Source organism: Rhodococcus sp. NPDC056743 (assembly GCF_042790355.1).
Lineage (GTDB): Bacteria > Actinomycetota > Actinomycetes > Mycobacteriales > Mycobacteriaceae > Rhodococcus_F.
In genome coordinates this window covers 125,707-141,848 of record NZ_JBHTZI010000004.1, presented here as the reverse complement: position 1 = coordinate 141,848, position 16,142 = coordinate 125,707, and the positions used below count along the sequence as shown (strand labels likewise).

At 60.8% G+C, this 16,142-nt stretch carries 13 protein-coding genes; 3 read left to right on the top strand and 10 right to left on the bottom strand.

The annotated features are described in order from the left end of the window. Positions 1-26: 26 nt before the first annotated feature. The 6 genes from ACFRFQ_RS10680 to ACFRFQ_RS10655 all read right to left on the bottom strand — a co-directional run bounded on the left by ACFRFQ_RS10680 (position 27) and on the right by ACFRFQ_RS10655 (position 7,176). A complete protein-coding gene (locus ACFRFQ_RS10680; protein ID WP_378656657.1) occupies positions 27-791 on the bottom strand; it encodes an SDR family NAD(P)-dependent oxidoreductase in 765 nt (254 codons plus the stop codon). Positions 792-811: 20 nt separating this feature from the next. Further along, positions 812-2,524 (bottom strand): ABC transporter permease, encoded by a 1,713-nt coding sequence (locus tag ACFRFQ_RS10675; RefSeq protein WP_378656655.1) that lies wholly within the window; start codon positions 2,522-2,524, stop codon positions 812-814. Beyond that, entirely contained in the window at positions 2,524-3,687 is a 1,164-nt protein-coding gene (locus ACFRFQ_RS10670; protein WP_378656653.1) for an ABC transporter ATP-binding protein, read from the bottom strand. Before ACFRFQ_RS10670 ends, ACFRFQ_RS10675 begins: the two co-directional genes overlap by 1 nt. A 2-nt stretch (positions 3,688-3,689) precedes the next feature. Then, entirely contained in the window at positions 3,690-4,451 is a 762-nt protein-coding gene (locus ACFRFQ_RS10665; RefSeq protein ID WP_378657402.1) for an SDR family NAD(P)-dependent oxidoreductase, read from the bottom strand. A gap of 77 nt (positions 4,452-4,528) precedes the next feature. Then, positions 4,529-5,563, bottom strand: coding sequence for an ABC transporter substrate-binding protein (locus ACFRFQ_RS10660; RefSeq protein WP_378656650.1), 1,035 nt, complete (start codon positions 5,561-5,563; stop codon positions 4,529-4,531). Positions 5,564-5,853: 290 nt separating this feature from the next. Beyond that, entirely contained in the window at positions 5,854-7,176 is a 1,323-nt protein-coding gene (locus tag ACFRFQ_RS10655; protein ID WP_378656648.1) for an FAD-binding protein, read from the bottom strand. Between the two features lie 204 nt (positions 7,177-7,380). Between ACFRFQ_RS10655 and ACFRFQ_RS10650 the strand changes: the two genes are divergently transcribed. Beyond that, positions 7,381-8,415 (top strand): ABC transporter substrate-binding protein, encoded by a 1,035-nt coding sequence (locus ACFRFQ_RS10650; protein WP_378656645.1) that lies wholly within the window; start codon positions 7,381-7,383, stop codon positions 8,413-8,415. A gap of 88 nt (positions 8,416-8,503) precedes the next feature. After that, complete coding sequence (locus tag ACFRFQ_RS10645) at positions 8,504-9,292, top strand: SDR family NAD(P)-dependent oxidoreductase (RefSeq protein ID WP_378656642.1); 789 nt, start codon at positions 8,504-8,506, stop codon at positions 9,290-9,292. Positions 9,293-9,366: 74 nt separating this feature from the next. Here the strand turns inward: ACFRFQ_RS10645 and ACFRFQ_RS10640 are convergent, their stop codons facing one another. Then, positions 9,367-10,929 (bottom strand): MFS transporter, encoded by a 1,563-nt coding sequence (locus ACFRFQ_RS10640; RefSeq protein WP_378656640.1) that lies wholly within the window; start codon positions 10,927-10,929, stop codon positions 9,367-9,369. Between the two features lie 174 nt (positions 10,930-11,103). Here ACFRFQ_RS10640 and ACFRFQ_RS10635 point away from each other — a divergent pair, with 174 nt between their 5' ends. Further along, positions 11,104-12,114 (top strand): NADP-dependent oxidoreductase, encoded by a 1,011-nt coding sequence (locus tag ACFRFQ_RS10635; protein ID WP_378656638.1) that lies wholly within the window; start codon positions 11,104-11,106, stop codon positions 12,112-12,114. 349 nt (positions 12,115-12,463) lie between these two features. Here the strand turns inward: ACFRFQ_RS10635 and ACFRFQ_RS10630 are convergent, their stop codons facing one another. From ACFRFQ_RS10630 to ACFRFQ_RS10620, 3 genes are read right to left on the bottom strand one after another with little or no spacing between them, the layout of a single operon-like run. Beyond that, complete coding sequence (locus ACFRFQ_RS10630) at positions 12,464-13,558, bottom strand: CaiB/BaiF CoA transferase family protein (protein WP_378656636.1); 1,095 nt, start codon at positions 13,556-13,558, stop codon at positions 12,464-12,466. After that, entirely contained in the window at positions 13,555-15,117 is a 1,563-nt protein-coding gene (locus ACFRFQ_RS10625) for an acyl-CoA synthetase (RefSeq protein ID WP_378656633.1), read from the bottom strand. The genes ACFRFQ_RS10630 and ACFRFQ_RS10625 overlap by 4 nt, the downstream gene beginning before the upstream one ends. A gap of 45 nt (positions 15,118-15,162) precedes the next feature. Beyond that, on the bottom strand, positions 15,163-16,131 hold the full coding sequence (locus ACFRFQ_RS10620) for an NADPH:quinone oxidoreductase family protein (RefSeq protein WP_378656630.1): 969 nt from the start codon (positions 16,129-16,131) through the stop codon (positions 15,163-15,165). Positions 16,132-16,142 lie beyond the last annotated feature (11 nt).

The following is a 16,142-nucleotide window of genomic DNA, read 5'->3' as shown; positions in this document are numbered from 1 at the left end:
GAGATCCACCACCATTGTCGCGGGTCTCAGGCGCAGGTCCAACCGCCGTCGACATAAAGCTCGGTGCCGGTGATGAACGTCGAGTCGTCGCCCGCCAGGAAAGCAACGGCGGCAGCAACTTCTGAGGCCGTGCCGAGTCGGCCCATCGGCGTATTCGCAATCATTGCCTGATGCCGCTCACTACCCTCGTAGCGCTGCAGCAGTTGCTGGGTCTCGATAAATCCAGGATGCACCGAATTCACGCGCACACCTTTTGTAGCCCAATGCAATGCGGCGTTCTTTGTCATCGTGCGGACCGCACCCTTGGCGGCCGCGTAGGCGAAGCTGTTACCCAGCCCGCCGACCGTGCCGAGGATCGAACAGATGTTGACGACCGAACCGCCACCGGTGCTTTCGATGTAGGCCCCGGCGTACTTCATGCCGAGCCAGGTTCCGGTCTGACTGACCTCGATGACTTTCTTGTACCGATCGAGGTCTTCGTCGACAACGGAAGCCAGACTACCGATTGCACCGTTGTTCACCACGGCGTCGAGTCGCGAATACCGCTCGGCGACGGCCTCGATGACGCTCTGCCATTGCTCTTCTCGAGCGATGTCGAGAGCGAGCGCCTGATGTCCATCGGGCTGATCCTGCTTCGCGACCAGTTCGGCGCACGCGTCACCACTGATGTCGGTGACGATCACCGAAGCACCTTCGGCCGCGAGTCGGCCGACGATATCGACGCCGATACCACCTGTGGCTCCGGTCACCAGTACTACCTTCTCGCGCAAACGCGTATTGCCTACCGACATCGTTTCAGCTTCTCTTTCTGTCACAGCTTGCTCAGGACGTTACGACCGCCGACAAGCATGGCGATGGCAACGCCGATCGTGGTCACCGCGGTCATCAGCAACGCCATAGCCGCCACCATCGGATACGAACCGTTCTGCCACATGTCGAACAGCAGTGTTCCCATAACCTGAGTGGTGGAAGCGCGCACCAGCAGCGAAGCAGCGAACTCGTGCGTCAGGAGAATGAACATCAACGCGACGGCACTGAGAATCGTCGGGCGCATGAGCGGCAACATGATTCGCAGCGTAGTGACGAAGGGGGACGCGCCACTGGTGGCCGAAGCCTCGTTGTATGTGTTTCCGAGCGCGAGCATGGCTGTCATCTGCATTCGTGTAGCGAACGGCAACATCAGAACGATGTAGACCAGGATGATGACCGTGCGGGTGCCGTACAGGATGAGCGGCGGTTCGGTGTACGTCAGCAGGAAGCCGACGCCGAAGATCACCGCGGGGATGCCGAGCGGCAAGGCGGTCATCAGATCGGCCAGCAAGGCCAGGATCTTGAAGCGGCGCCCGCGGACCAGGAGGTTGGCCAGCGCGTACCCGATCGGAATACAGATGATCACCGCACCCAGTGAGGTAAGTACGCTGGTAACAACGGATTCGGTGATCGCATTGGTCGACCACAGTTCCCGGAAGTTATCCAGGGTCAGTAGACCCCACGACAGCGATCCGGACCAGTACGGCGTCAGCGAGACGATGATCAGCCCGATCAGCGGAATGACCAGTGCGAACATCGAAAAGATCACCACGGTGGCCGTCGCCCAGGTGGCCCGCCCGGTGGACGAGGCAAATGCCTTACCGCCGTGCGTGACAAACCGAGTCTGGTTGCCCAGCAGGACCTTCTGTACCAGGACGAGCACCAAACCGAAGATCACCAGTGGTGAACCGGCAGCTGCCGCGGCAGCGAAATCCGAAGGGGACTCGGACACTCGGCGGTACATCTCCGTGGTCAGGACCTTGACGCCCGAATTCTGGCCCAGCAGTAACGGACCGGTGAACTGTCCCAGGCCGAGCAGCAATGCGATTCCGCCGCCGTAGATGAGTGAAGGCCGCAGCAACGGCAGCACGATCTTGAAGAAGATTCCGACCGTTGACGATCCGCTCACCTGAGCGGCTTCGAGATGTTCCGAGCTGATGTTCTGCATGCCGGAGCTGACGAACAGGTAGACGAACGAGGTGAGTCCGAAACCGGTGAGGATCACGATCCACGGAATGGTGTACACGTCGATGGGTCCGGTGTCGGTCCCGCTCCACCAGGGGAGCTTGCGCAGGAGCACATTGAGGTAGCCGGGACCGGGCGAGAGCAGAAATGCCCAGCCGACGATGTTTGCGACGGCAGGCATGACGATCGGGAGAATGGGGACGATGCGAAGCCATCCCAGTTTCTCCGGGAGTCGGCTGGCGGCGAAGGCCAGGACGGTACCGAGGACCATCGCGATCACCAGTGAGCCGAGTGCCAGGGCGATCGTCGTCCAGATGGCCTCGGCAACGTCGTACCGTCCGTACTGAGTACGGTAACCCGCGGCACCGTCCTCGAACGCCAGCACCTGAAGCCGAATCATCGGCAGCACTACGAGATACGCAAGAACCGCGATCAGAATCGCGTAGCCGATGCGCGCCTGCCACTGCCGTGAAATCGAGAACGACTTGACGGATCCGCCGGCCGTGGCGGTTGCGGTTGCGGTGGCCATCAGGATCGCTCTCCTGCACCCTGCGCGACCAACTCGGGAATCACCGCTTCAGCTCCGTCTGGATGCGTGTACACCCTCAGGCTCGAGGGCGAGAAACTGATCACCATCGGCATTCCGGGCGCACTGCTGCGCAACGTGGCGCTGTGCTTAGCGGCACCGGCGCGCAACGACAGTTCCTCGCTACCGGTCTTGACCAATACGTCGAAGTGTCGTCCGGCGTACTCGTACGTCACCAGTTCGGCGTGCAGTGCAACGTTTCCGGCCGGCACCTCGTCCATCGATGAGTGCATCTGCACGTCGTCCGGGCGGAATCGTGCCACTGCGGCGTTGCCTTCATCGGCCCGATCGCGTACGACGGCGTTGCTGAGATCGATGACGTCGTTGGCGCTGGTGATCCAACCGTCGTGGCCGCGGCGCAGCTCCAGCCGATTACCCATGCCGATGAATGCGGCGACGTACTCGGACACCGGATTCTCGAACACGTGTTCCGGCGCGTCGTACTGTTCGATCTTGCCGGACTTCATGATTGCGATCCGATCGGCAAGAGCGAAAGCCTCGGCCTGATCGTGCGTGACGAAAACGGCGGTGAAACCGAGGCTTTGATGCAGCTGATGGATCTGGGAGCGCACCTGGTCTCGAAGGCGTGCGTCCAAGTTGCTCAGGGGTTCGTCGAACAAGACCAGATCCGGTTGCGCAACGAGGCCACGGGCCACAGCAACTCGCTGTTGCTGCCCACCACTGAGCTGCGACGGGTACCGATCGAGCAGCGCGCCGCAATCGACCATCTCGGCAGCCTTCTCCACCGCACCGTCGGCGATGGCCTGTTTGAGCTTGCGGACCTTGAGCGGGTATCGGATGTTGTCCCGGACCGTCATGTGCGGCCAGAGCGCATACGACTGGAACACCATGCCGATGTTCCGCTTGTGTGCGGGGACATCGGTTTTGGTGGAGGCGTCGAATACCTGTCTCCCCCCGAAGGAGATCGAGCCGCCCTGAGGGGTTTCCAATCCTGCCAGGCACCGCAGCGTCGTGGTCTTGCCGCAACCACTCGGACCGAGCAGGACAAGGAACTCGCCCTGCTCGATTTCGAGATCGAGTTGATCGACCACCACGTTCGATCCGTAGGTCTTCGTGAGACCTGTAACTGCGAATTGTGATGCCATCTCTATACTTTCTCGTTCGAAATTTTGGGGGTGCGGACGCCGGCTGCCTGGCCGCCGTCCACGAGGAGATCCGTTCCGGTTACGTAGCTGCTGTCGTCGGCCGCGAGGAAGCGAATGACCTTGGCAACCTCTTCCGGCGCGCCACGGCGTTGCATCGGGATACTCCGTACGTACGCCTCGACGTCGTCGTTTGCGAAGTCCGATACCGACGTGATTTCGGTTTCGATGCTGCCCGGGCAGACGGAGTTGACTCGGATACCGCGGTCGGCAAGCTCGAGTGCTGCCACCTTGGTCAGTGCACGGACACCGAATTTCGCTGCGCCGTATGCACCCAACTCGGCCGTTGCCAGCACGCCACGCAATGACGCGAGATTGATGACGGACCCGCCATCCGCCATCGATGCGGCCGCGGCCTTCAGCCCGAGGAAAGTACCGACGAGATTCAGGTCGATCATCCGGCGAAACTGGTCGAGCGTCGTATCTGCCAGAGTTGCCTTCATCGCAGCTCCGGCGCTGTTGACCAGTACCGTGATGTCGTGGCCGGCCGCCGCCATCGCGGCTGTTGCTTCGGCCCAGTCAGTTTCGCTCGTCACGTCGAGATGGCGGTAGTACGCGTTCGCGCCCAACGTCGCCGTGAATGCGCGCCCGGTGTCGTCGTTGACATCGGTGAGGTACACGGTCGCGCCGTGTGTGGCGAACAGTTCGGCGCAGGCTCCGCCAATGCCTCCGGATGCTCCCGTGACGAGAACGTTCGTTCCCCGCATCGAATCTGTGAGGTAGTTCAAGGTCAGCCTTCCACTTGTTGATTGGCGCTTATGTTCTGCGGAGCCATCTTTCGGTGTTACTGGAAGAGCTTCTGCCACTGCTGGGAGTACTGCTCGACCTTCTCCGGTGTCAGATCTTCGGGATTGGGCAGCGCGATGTCCTGGGCCCGGGCGACAGCCCCGGGGATATTCGGGAGTGCGGCGGCGTATCCGTCGTTGAGGGCGGTCTGACCTGCGACAGTTACCATGAAGTTGGCCAACACCTGAGCTGCGTTCGGATGCGGCGCGGTATTCAAAACGTGGGAGTACCAGGGAGTTCCCCACGGCTGCTGCGGCAGCGCCCAGTCGACGGGCGCGCCAGAGTTCACTTCGGTCACCAGCGGCTGTACCGAAGGGCTGACGACGATCTCGCCGGACGTCAGGGCCTGAGCCACACCGAGTGCGCTTGGGTAGATGCGGGGCTGCAGCTCGGCAAGCTTGTTCCAGTAGTCCTCGCCGTACGTGCTCGCGAAGTGCCGGTACATGTCGACGTACGAGGCGATGCCCACCGGGTTGACGATGCCGATCTTGCCCCGGTACGCCGGATTGAGGATGTCCTGCGGTGTCGTCAAGCCGTTCGGTACCGCGTCGGTATTCCAGCCGAGCGAGAAGACGGCCGCGCTGGTGAGGAAGAACCGGTTGTCGAGCACGCTTGCCGCTGGATCGAATTCGGGGGCGTCGAGTGCGGGCCCGACCAGTTCGGCGGAATAGGTACCGGACTTGGCGGCATTCTGAATCCATGCCGAGTCGGTGAGCATGTGGACGTCGGCGGTGCCCTTGCCGATCTTGTGTTCGGTCTCGACCCGGGGATTGATGTCCGGATCGGTGCCGCGGACGTATTCCAGTTCGATTTGCGGATACTCGGCGTGGAATGCAGCCTTGAGTGCGTCGAGGTTGGCCGGCTTCTGGCTCGAGTAGAGCATCACCTTGCCCTCTTCGTTCGCTGCAGCGACTACATCTTCCCAACTGCCGTCGACGGCAGCGGATGCGGGTTCACTACCGCCACATCCCGAGATGCCGACCATGACTGCGGCGGCGCTCAGCGCTACCAGGGTGCGGACGAATGACTTCATGACTTCCTTTCGGGCCTGCCGTCGGGCGTCGACGGATCGACATGTCGTTGGCACTCCAGTGAGAGATGTTCTCGCGTCGACAGTTCTGCAGCTGACCCTGCGCGCGGTATGTCATCGCGTCTTGGTCTCGGGCGGAACGGTTGCCGAATCGGGAGCCGCCACGCCTGCAAACTGAACTGATGTCAGTTCGAAGGTAGTACTCAACTCTTGTGATGTCAATCACGAACACGTCAGACCCGGAAAATGTTTTGAGCAAGCTGGCAACTGCCGACATCGTCAGGCTGAACGGTTCAGATGACGGCGGCCGCGGCAGACAGACCGAATACCAGGGCCGAGGCGAGGCCACCGGCGTACGCCCGGTTCCACAACCCGCCGGTGTCGGAGCCGGCCGCAAGCAGTCCCGGGATGGGTAGTCCGGCAGCGTCCAGAACTCGGGCTTGCGTGTCGATCCGAATCCCGTGAAACGGGAATGTAATTGCGGGAACCGCTTCGATCACGTAGTAGGGCCCCTCGAGCAAGGGAGCGTGATCGAGTTTACGACCCGGGACCAGTTCTGCACCCTGGGTGGCCGCCTCGTTGAACTTCGCGATCGCCGCAGCGATCGCCGCTCCATCGTATCCCCATTCCTCCGGTAAATACTCGAGTTCCTCGAGGTCCTCAGCCAGACCAACCCTGCCGCCACGCTTGCTGGCAAGTTCGAATTTATCAACGGCCACAGCACCTTCGACGTACGATGCGACCATCCAGTCACGGTGCACGCGCGCGTCGGCTATCAGCAGGCCTCGGCCCAGCGGCTGATCGAGGAGAGCCATCGTGGTGAGGTGATCGCCGAGCGTTTCGTCGACGAACCGTTCGTTGTCAAGACTGAAGAGAAGAGCATGCTCGCTGTAGTACAGCGACATGTCGACAAAGTCTGCGGGATCGGCGAGATCCACACCGCTCGGAATCAGATGCCCGTAGAAGCCGGCGTTCTCGACGCCGGTCGACGCGCCGACCTCGACCGCGAGGCGGTAACCTTCGCCGCAACTGTGGGGGTTCGAGCGCAAGGCCATCCGGCCTGCGTCCGGGTGGATGTGCTGAGCGAGCAATTCCTTGTTGCCTTGGAATCCGCCGGTTGCCAGGAGAATCTGGCCGGCGCGAATCTCGCGCGTAGGCTCGGTACCCGTACGTACCACGGCGCCGCGGACGGCACCGTCCTCGTACAGGAGCGCTTCGGTCGCAGTATCGAACACGACCGATCCGCCGGCGTCGAGGACGATCCGCTTGCAGGTGTCGACGTAGTGGTTGGTGTCGAATTTGTGCCCGCTGCCGAAGCTTAGAATGGGCTGCGCCGGGTCGACATCAATGCCAATCGAGCGGATCCACTCGACGCCGACATCAAAGCTGTCGACGAGGTGGCGCTTGAGCGCTTCGTCACCCCTCGGGTTCTGTTCGGCCATGACGTCGTGATTGGGTGCAGTCCAGGCGTATCCAGCGAATCGCGCGGAACCTCCGACGTCGGTGCTGATCTCGATCAAGCACACTCGCCTGCCTGCTGCGGAAGCTTTTGCCCCAGCAGTCAATCCGGCCATTCCCGCACCGATTACCAGCAGATCGTATTCATTGCTACTCAACTTGACTCCAATTGTCCGGCGCCGGTGAGCGCCTTCCGTTCTAATTGAACTGACCTCAATTTGATTACAGTAGAAGCGTAGCGAGGAGTGAGTCAATCGGTGTCACTGCCGACATGACGCTTGCGTTGTGGGCTGAGTCACTCTAATATGAACTGAATTAGGTTTGATTTTGTGTCGGCAAGTACCAGAAACGGAGCAGCTCGCATGATCCCTCAGGTTTTCAGAACAACCGTGGCACTCGCCGCGGTGGCGCTCGCGTTGACGGCGTGTAGCAACGCTCCCGCTGCCCCGTCAGAGCCGGTTTCAGGTTCGTGGGACGACGTCGTTTCTGCGGCCAACAACGAGGGAAAGGTCACGATTTACTCGACCCAGGCGGCGCCCCGACTCGCGGCCCTGGAAACTGCCTTCGAAAGCGCCTACCCCGCAATCGATCTCGAGGTGGTCCGCGGAGTCGATTCGGATCTGCTTTCCAAGATCGATGCCGAAAGCAAGTCCGGCAAGGGAATCGGAGACCTCGCGGTGATCACCGACGTGTCGTGGATGAATACTGTTAAGGATACAGACAAGGCGACCAAGCCGATCGGGCCGAGTTTCGACAACCCGGACTATCGCCGGGATACAAGCATCGTCTCGGACAAGTACTTCCTCGAAGGGGCAGTGATCCTGGGATTCGGCTGGAACACCGACCAGCTGCCCGGCGGTGTCTCTTCCCCGGCAGATCTTCTCGCTCCTGAGCTTAAAGGCAAGGTCGGAATCGTCAGTCCGTCAACGTCACCGACATACCTGGACTTCTACTCCCACATCGAGAAGTACTACGGCGGCGGGGAGTATCTAAAGAAGCTTGCCGACCAGAACCCGCGCATCTACCCGAGCAATCAGCCGCTCGCTCAGGCACTCGCTTCCGGTGAGATCGCCGCCGGTTTAATGGCCGATCCGATGTTGGCATCCAAGGAGTCCGGGGCACCGGTTGAATGGTCTGCCGGAGAACATATCTGGGGAGCGCGTTGGTACGGTCTGACTCTCGGCTCGTCGCCGCATCCCAATGCCGCGCAGGTATTGGCCGACTTCATGGTCACCCGACCCGGCCAGGAGGCCACGTCGGTCGGTTACAGCTCGGTGTTGCCCGACATCGAAGGTTCGATCGCGAATGCTCAAGAGGTTCCCGATCAGAACACCGAGGTGACCACGGGTGACGGCGCCGCGCGTTACCGCGACGAGCTCGAAGCCCTGTTCAACTGAACTGCTTGACAACCGTTCCATGTGCACGTGTTCTACTCGTAATACCCGCGGCCGCCAAGCGGATCGACGGGACTGAAAGGTGTATTCGATGTCTGATCGGCAGTTCGAGGGCCAGGTCGCAGTGGTAACCGGCGCAGGTTCCGGAATCGGCGCTGCCACAGCGCGTCTGCTCGCTGACCGTGGCGCCGTGGCGGTGTATCTGTGCGACGTCAACGAAGCTGCGGTAACCGAGGTAGCAGCGTCTGTGGTCGGTGGCCAGGCCATCGGTTTGGATGTCGGCAATTCGGCGCAGGTGACCCAGGCTTTCACGAGAGTGATCGCCGAGCAGGGGCGGGTTGACGTCGTCGTCCATGCCGCCGGCGTCGACGACCCGAAGAGTAAACAGCGCATCTACGAGGCAGCTGAGCGTAATGAACCGGTAGACATTCTCACTCACCTCGAGGACGAAGATTGGCGACGCGTCATGTCGATCAACCTCGACGGTACGTTCTTCATACTCCGCGAAGCAGTCCGGACGATGAAACCAGCCCGCAGCGGCGCCATCGTGACGGTCGGCTCGTCCTCGGCGTTCGACACGCTTGTCGGCTACCCACACTACTCAGCTTCGAAGGCCGGAGTTCACGCGGTAAGCCAGGCTGTAGCTAAAGAGGTTGCACCCTTTGGCATCCGGGTTAACACGATCGCTCCGGGACCGGTCGACACGGGAATGGCCAGTCGCACTCCGGCCAACCTTCGCGCTGCGATGACACAGGACGGATTCCGCGGTTACGCAACCGCCGAGGAATTGGCAGATAACATCCTGTACCTGGCGTCGCCGGGTGCCGCCAACGTCGTCGGGGCCGTACTACTGAGCAACGGTGGTAGATTCACCGTCTGATCGGGGTCAGTTCCGTAGAAATGCCCGGTTTTGCACGTCTTCCGAAGACGTGCAAAACCGGGCATCGTGCTTTGTCAAAATAGCTTCGGCTCGACAAGTACTCGGGTTTGCGGCGCTAAGACAAGATATTCGGCCAATTTCGTCCGCACCCGGTTCTCGGGAACGGTCAGTCGCTCGGTCTCCTGAGCGAGGTACTCAGACCAATCACGGAACGTGCAGTGTTCAACGTAGATGTCGGGCTCGTTTGCCGATCGCGACACGCTCCAGCGCAGTGCACCAAGACGCCGCCGGGAGAGTTTGAGTTCGTGCACGTTGTCGAGAAATTCTTCCGTACGGCCCGGGAGCACGTGATAGGTGGTCTCGACGATCACGCGCAGACCGGAGTATTCGGCATTAGGGGCCAAGGGATCCGGTGCCCCGGTCAGTTCGGGGGCAATCGCCTCACTCGGCATGATCCCGCGGCGAAGTGTCTCGAACACCGAGACGAACATCAACAGCGCGGCCAGTAGCACGGCGGGAACGAGGCCGAGCGAGTCGGCAAGGACGCCCCACAACAGGGCGCCGATCGCCTGGCTCCCCTGAAACATCAACATGACGAAGGCGATAACACGCGCCTTGATCCATCGGGGAACCACGGCATGAGCGGCGATCATCCAGGTGCTCTGAACCCCAACCCACGCGGCGCCAACCACTACAAGAACGGCAAACATCGCGCTGACCCACGGGATCACGACCAAACCGACCAGAACGAGCGCATATGCACCCGAGCCTAGCGCCACGAAGTGATTCCAACTCATCCGCGCGCGCAGCGGCATCAGCAGGATCGTACCGAGCACGGCGCCGATTCCGATTGCGCCGGAGAGGATTCCGAACCCGAACGTACTCACCTGCAACCGAGCATGCGCGACCAGCGGCAGAAGCCCCCACAGACAACTCGCCGGGATCCCGAACATGGTCAGTCGCAGCAGCAATCGCCTGGTCCAGCGGGAATGGCGAATGAAGCGCACGCTTCCTGCCACCGCCTGGCCAATCGAATTGTGCGCTTCGACCCGCCCGGTCGATGCGGGTACCGTCCGCGCCGCGACGAAGACGCAGACGGCGAACAGAGCGGCAGTCAAGGCGAAAGCCGAAGTCGATCCCCAGCCGGCGAGAACGGCACCGCCGATAACCGGCCCGACCGCGCGAGCGCCATTGAAGACGGCGCCGTCGATCGCGGGAACCACCGCCATCATTTCGCGGCTGACCATGTTGGGCAACAACGCCTGCCAGACAATAGCGACGGACGCCAGACCTGCCCCGGCGACGAAGACCGCGAGCATCAAAATCGGAGTTTTCGCCAAGCCCAATTGCTGCAGTAGCGCCAGCACGGTCGTCGATGCAGTCAACACCATTGCGGTACCGACGAGCAGTAGCCGATGGCTGACGAACTCGGCCATCGCGCCGATCGGCAACGCCAACAGGAAGAACGGCAAGCTGGCGGCGAACTGAACCATCGACACAGTCGTCGCAGACTCCCCGGTTTCGGTGAACGTCCACTGCACTGCAAGTACCAGAATCCATACTCCGACGCTTGCGCACAGTTGAAAGCCAAGCATCATGCGGAGTCGCCTGATGCGCAGTGGCGCAAAGATACTCACTGGCCGATCGCTATCCATAGCGTTCCTCTCGATCAACAAATGCTATACTGAACTTAATTCAGTTTAGAATCCGCCGTGAAAGTTTCCGCAATATTTGCCTTGCACTGGGTTCCCTTGCCGGTCCGTACAAGATCCCAGCTATCCGGAAGGATCATCGCCATTCACAATCGAGTTGTGTGCCTGACCACACGTCCGTCCGGCCCTCTAGCACCGGAACATTTCACGATCATCGATGCCGACGTGCCTACCTTGTCGCCGGGTGAGGTCCTGATCCGAAACACCTGGCTTTCGATAGATCCGTCGATTCGATTGCGGCTCAGCGCCACAACGCCTTCGGGATATCTACGACCCCTGGCTCCCGGAGATCCACTGGTCGGCCTGGCCATCGGCACTGTCGTCGAATCTCGAAGTCCGGGATTCACTGCTGGCGAGATGGTTTCCCACATGTTCGGATATCGCAATTACGCGGTGGTTACCGCAGACGGCGAAACGCTCGGTGGTGCAGGCGGGCTGACGAAGATCACTCCGGGCGACTTTCCCCCGCAGTGGTACCTTGGGCCATTAGGCAGTGCTGGCTTGACCGCCTACGTAGGGCTTTTCGAGATCCTCGAGCTCAAAAACAATGATGTACTCTGGGTTTCCGCAGCAGCCGGCGCCGTCGGAAGTATTGCGGTGCAATTGGCAGTGCTACGAGGTAACACGGTTGTAGCTTCCTCAGGGGGCCCGGAGAAAGTCGAATACCTCAGGAATGTACTAGGCGTCTCCCATGCAATCGATTACCGCGCGGGCGATTTGAAGACGCAACTGACCGAAGCCGTCCCCGGCGGTATCGACGCCTACTTCGACAACGTCGGTGGCGATCATCTGGGCGCGGCCCTCGATCACCTCCGGCCAGGCGGGCGCATCGCGATGTGTGGGGCCGTCTCGACCTACGACACATCTTCCCCCGCGCCCGGGCCAACCAATCTCTTCCAGATCACCGCAAAGAGTCTGCAAATAAAAGGGTTCCGAGCCGGGGCGTATAACGGACTGTATGCGGACTTACGCAAGGAGGTCGGCGGCTACCTCGCCAAAGGCATGATGACGTACCAGGAGACAGTATTCGAGGGGCTCGACCTAGCTCCCGCCGCGCTCGTTGGAATGCTCAATGGCAATAACACCGGAAAGACCCTGTGCCGACTGTAGGTCCTTCGGCCCGCGCACCTAAAACGGCATACAGTCGGGCGGTGCCGCCGGCCACCATTAAGCGCTAGTGGCCGCCCGGGAATCTGGTCAAGGTCTCGCAAGTCGATGCATCTTGGCGAACTACTGCTGCTCGACGAAATTCATGTCTGCGTCGGTCGGCTGCCAACCAGGAAGCGGCACCTGATCTCGTGCACGCAAGGGACGACTGCCATCGGTGATCTGAACTGTGCTGGCGTTCATGCAGATTACGACCGCACACTAAACCGTGCAAGCCGGCGTGCCCATGAGATGCCGGTTGCCCGCGAATCTCCGACCTACCGGCGGCGCTGACGATCTGGAGTATCCGACTTCAGGATCCCAGCCAGTCCCGCATCACAGCGGCAGTGTCCACGCCGGGTTTGGGTGCACCTGCGGGCTGAGTCGTTACTGTCCGAGAAAATCGCGGCGCCGGTGCCGACTGGACGATTCCGTCGGCTTCGACCAGAGTTCCACGGTGCGCCAGGTGCGGATGAGTTGCAGCTTCCGCCGGACTCAAAACCGGTGCAACGCATGCATCGGTCGACTCGAAGAGCGTCGCCCACTCGTCACGTGTACGCGTGAGGAAAGCTTCCGTGAATCGCTCGCGCAGTTCCGGCCAACCCTTTTGATCCATCTGTTCAGGCAAGGACTCGGGATCGAATCCCAGACCGCCCAGTAGCTCTCGGTAGAACTGTGGCTCGAGTGCACCGACAGCAACGAACTTGTCGTCCGAGCAACGATACGTGTCGTAGAACGGAGTCGATCCGTCCAGCAGATTGGTTGCGCGAGAATCACTCCACTGCCCGCTGCCGCGCAGCGACCAGACCATCTGTGCCAGTACCGATGTTCCGTCGACGATGGCTGCGTCGATCACCTGGCCTTTACCCGACTTCTCGCGCTCGTACAGCGCGGAGACGATTCCCAGGATCAAGAACATCGAGCCACCACCGAAGTCGCCCACGAGATTCAACGGGACCACGGGCTTCTCGGCCGGCCCGATCGTATGGAGGACACCGGTCAACGCAAGATAGGTGATGTCGTGTCCCGCGCGCTGAGCAAGGGGGCCGTCCTGACCCCACCCCGTCATGCGCGCGTACACCAGTCGGTCGTTGATCTCCAAACAGTCGGCGGGCCCGAACCCCAGCCGTTCCGTGACACCGGGACGGAAACCTTCTACCAGCACATCAGTTTTCGCAACAAGCGCTCTGACGAGTTCGCGCCCGGCTTCGGTCTTGAGATCAGCCTCGATCGAGCGTCGACCACGCAGCAATTGGTCCTGGTCCTTGGGCGAGATTTCCAGCCCGCCCGACGGCCGTTCGATGCGCACGACGTCGGCTCCGAGATCGGCCAGCATCATCGCAGCGTGCGGTCCCGGTCCGAGACCGGCAAACTCGAGCACACGCACGCCGTCCAACGGGCCGCTCATCGAGTGACAGCCTTGTCCGAGAGGCGCGCATCCGAATAGCGGTCGCGTAGTTTGCCTTTGACAAGTTTTCCGGTAGGAGTACGCGGAAGATCGGTACTGAAGACAAGTCGCTTCGGCAACTTGTACTTCGCAATCTGCCCACGCAGATGATCAAGAAGTTCGTCACGAAGCGCATCACCGGCTTCCACACCGGGAACAGGCTCCACCACCGCCATCACGATCTCGCCCATCTCGTCGTCCGGAACACCGATCACCGCCGCATCCAACACCGACGGATGCTCGATCAGCGCATTCTCGATTTCCTGCGGATAGATGTTCACCCCACCGGAAATAATCATGAACGACTTACGATCCGTCAGGAACAGATATCCGTCCTCGTCGACGTACCCGACATCACCCGTCGTCGTCCACGTCGGATGCGCGCGATGCTGCGCCTCACGGGTCTTTTCGGGAGCATTGTGATAATTGAACGGCAACACATCACGTTCGAAGTACAGCGTACCCACCTCTCCCGCAGGCAGATCCTCACCGTTCTCACCGCAAATATGCAGAACACCCAAAGCTGCCCGGCCCACCGTTCCCGGCTTACGCAACCATTCGTCCGAATGAACGATGGTCATACCGTTCAACTCCGTTGACGAGTAGTACTCGTCCAGAATCGGGCCCCACCACTCGATCATCCGACGCTTCACGTCAACCGGACACGGCGCCGCAGCATGCACCGCCAGTCGCAACGACGAAATATCGTAACGATCCCGCGTCTCCTGCGGAAGTTTGAGCATGCGAACGAACATCGTCGGAACCCACTGGCTGTAGGTGACACGATACTTCTCGATGTATTCGAGCGCCTTCTCCTCGTTGAACCGATCCATCACCACGACGGTTCCGCCCAACGCCTGCACCGACGCACAGGTACGAAGCGGCGCAGCGTGATACAGCGGAGCAGGTGAGAGATACACGTCGGTGTCGGTAACGCCCCACGCGCTCTGGTTCATCACAGTCATCTGATCACCGGCATCCTGAATCTGCCGATCCGGCAACACCGGCTTGATCCCCTTGGGCCGACCCGTGGTTCCCGACGAGTACAGCATGTCGGCACCGCGCGGCTGATCCGGCAACGGCACATCGGACTCCGACGCCGCCGCCGCGTCGAGCGAGGCATACCCGTCGAGCTCGCCATCGAAGGACAACCGAATCACCTCCGCCGGAATGAGATCGGCCAGTGCCGCCGCCAATTCCGGCAACGCCGAATCTACAATGACCACCTTCGCGTCACAATCCTCGACAATGTACGCCCCCTCGGGGGCAGTCAAATGCCAGTTCACCATCGTGAGATAGACACCTGATCGCATCGCAGCCCAGTAGATGTCGAAAACCTGAACATTGTTGGTCGCGAGCACCGCCAGATTGTCGCCGCGCCGCAAACCCAATTCGTGCAGAACACGCGCGACACGAATCGAATTCGCTTCCAACTCCGCAAACGTCACCACCGCACCGGTCTCCGCGACAATGACAGCAGCTTTGTCCGGGGTTGTTGTGGCATAGGCTCCGGGGTACATGGGTTCACTCCAAGGTTTCGTTCACGAAAGATAGATGGTTCCAGCTCATCCGAAGGACAGAGCCACTTTTCCGATAGCAGAGCGGTCTTTCAGGGATGTCACAGCATCCACTGCGCGTTCTGACGGATACAGAGTTGGTTCGGGCACTCGCAGCGCACCGGTCTCGAGCAAAGGGTAAAGCACATTCCATTGGCGTGCAAGGTATCCGGGATCGGTTCGCAGATACTCGCCCCATCCTGCACCCATCACCGAAATATTGTTCAGCAGAAGTCGATTGACCTTGACAGTCGGTATCTCACCGCCGGTGAAACCCAAGACGATCAGACGACCGTTGGGAGCCAGACTGCGCAAGCTGTCCGTGAAACGATCACCACCGACGGGGTCGAGAATGATGTCGACGCCGCGACCGTTCGTGATCTCCCGGACTTGATCCTTCCAGCCGTCGACGAGAACAACGTGCGATGCTCCCGACTCGGCAGCCAGTGCAGCTTTCTCCGACGTGCTCACCACCGCAATGGTTTCGAGTCCAAGCGCGGCGGCGACATGCAATCCGGCAATACCGACGCCACCTGCTGCGCCGTGAATCAGCACCGTCTCACCAGCTCGATACCGAGCTCTTTCGTCCAGTGCAAAGTGCACCGTCAGGTAGTTGACGAGAAATCCGGATCCCGCTGTGAGAGAAACAGAATCAGGGAGTGGGAAGACCGAGGACGTCGGCACGGCTACAGTACGCTGCCAGGATCCGTCCGCCGTGGACAACACTGCGACACGATCACCTGGAGACAGATCCGACCCAGCCGGCACACTACGAACCACTCCGGCGCCTTCCAGCCCGAGAACACACGGCAACTCACGCGCCATCTGGTAGCTGCCAGTGGTCTGAAGAAGGTCCGGAAAACACACTCCGGCGGCATGCAGATCGACCGTCACCCGCGTCGGGTCGGCCGGTTCGGCGATATCCACCAAACGCAGACCTTCGGGTCCGATCAGCTCGGCTAGCTGGACTGCGTGCATTCGCGCTCCTC

Bases quoted from the DNA above. Each gene is read 5' to 3' on its own strand.
- ACFRFQ_RS10680 (WP_378656657.1), bottom strand. From the start codon at position 791: ATGTCGGTAGGCAATACGCGTTTGCGCGAGAAGGTAGTACTGGTGACC.
- ACFRFQ_RS10675 (WP_378656655.1), bottom strand. From the start codon at position 2,524: ATGGCCACCGCAACCGCAACCGCCACGGCCGGCGGATCCGTCAAGTCG.
- ACFRFQ_RS10670 (WP_378656653.1), bottom strand. From the start codon at position 3,687: ATGGCATCACAATTCGCAGTTACAGGTCTCACGAAGACCTACGGATCG.
- ACFRFQ_RS10665 (WP_378657402.1), bottom strand. From the start codon at position 4,451: ATGCGGGGAACGAACGTTCTCGTCACGGGAGCATCCGGAGGCATTGGC.
- ACFRFQ_RS10660 (WP_378656650.1), bottom strand. From the start codon at position 5,563: ATGAAGTCATTCGTCCGCACCCTGGTAGCGCTGAGCGCCGCCGCAGTC.
- ACFRFQ_RS10650 (WP_378656645.1), top strand. From the start codon at position 7,381: ATGATCCCTCAGGTTTTCAGAACAACCGTGGCACTCGCCGCGGTGGCG.
- ACFRFQ_RS10645 (WP_378656642.1), top strand. From the start codon at position 8,504: ATGTCTGATCGGCAGTTCGAGGGCCAGGTCGCAGTGGTAACCGGCGCA.
- ACFRFQ_RS10630 (WP_378656636.1), bottom strand. From the start codon at position 13,558: ATGAGCGGCCCGTTGGACGGCGTGCGTGTGCTCGAGTTTGCCGGTCTC.
- ACFRFQ_RS10625 (WP_378656633.1), bottom strand. From the start codon at position 15,117: ATGTACCCCGGAGCCTATGCCACAACAACCCCGGACAAAGCTGCTGTC.
- ACFRFQ_RS10620 (WP_378656630.1), bottom strand. From the start codon at position 16,131: ATGCACGCAGTCCAGCTAGCCGAGCTGATCGGACCCGAAGGTCTGCGT.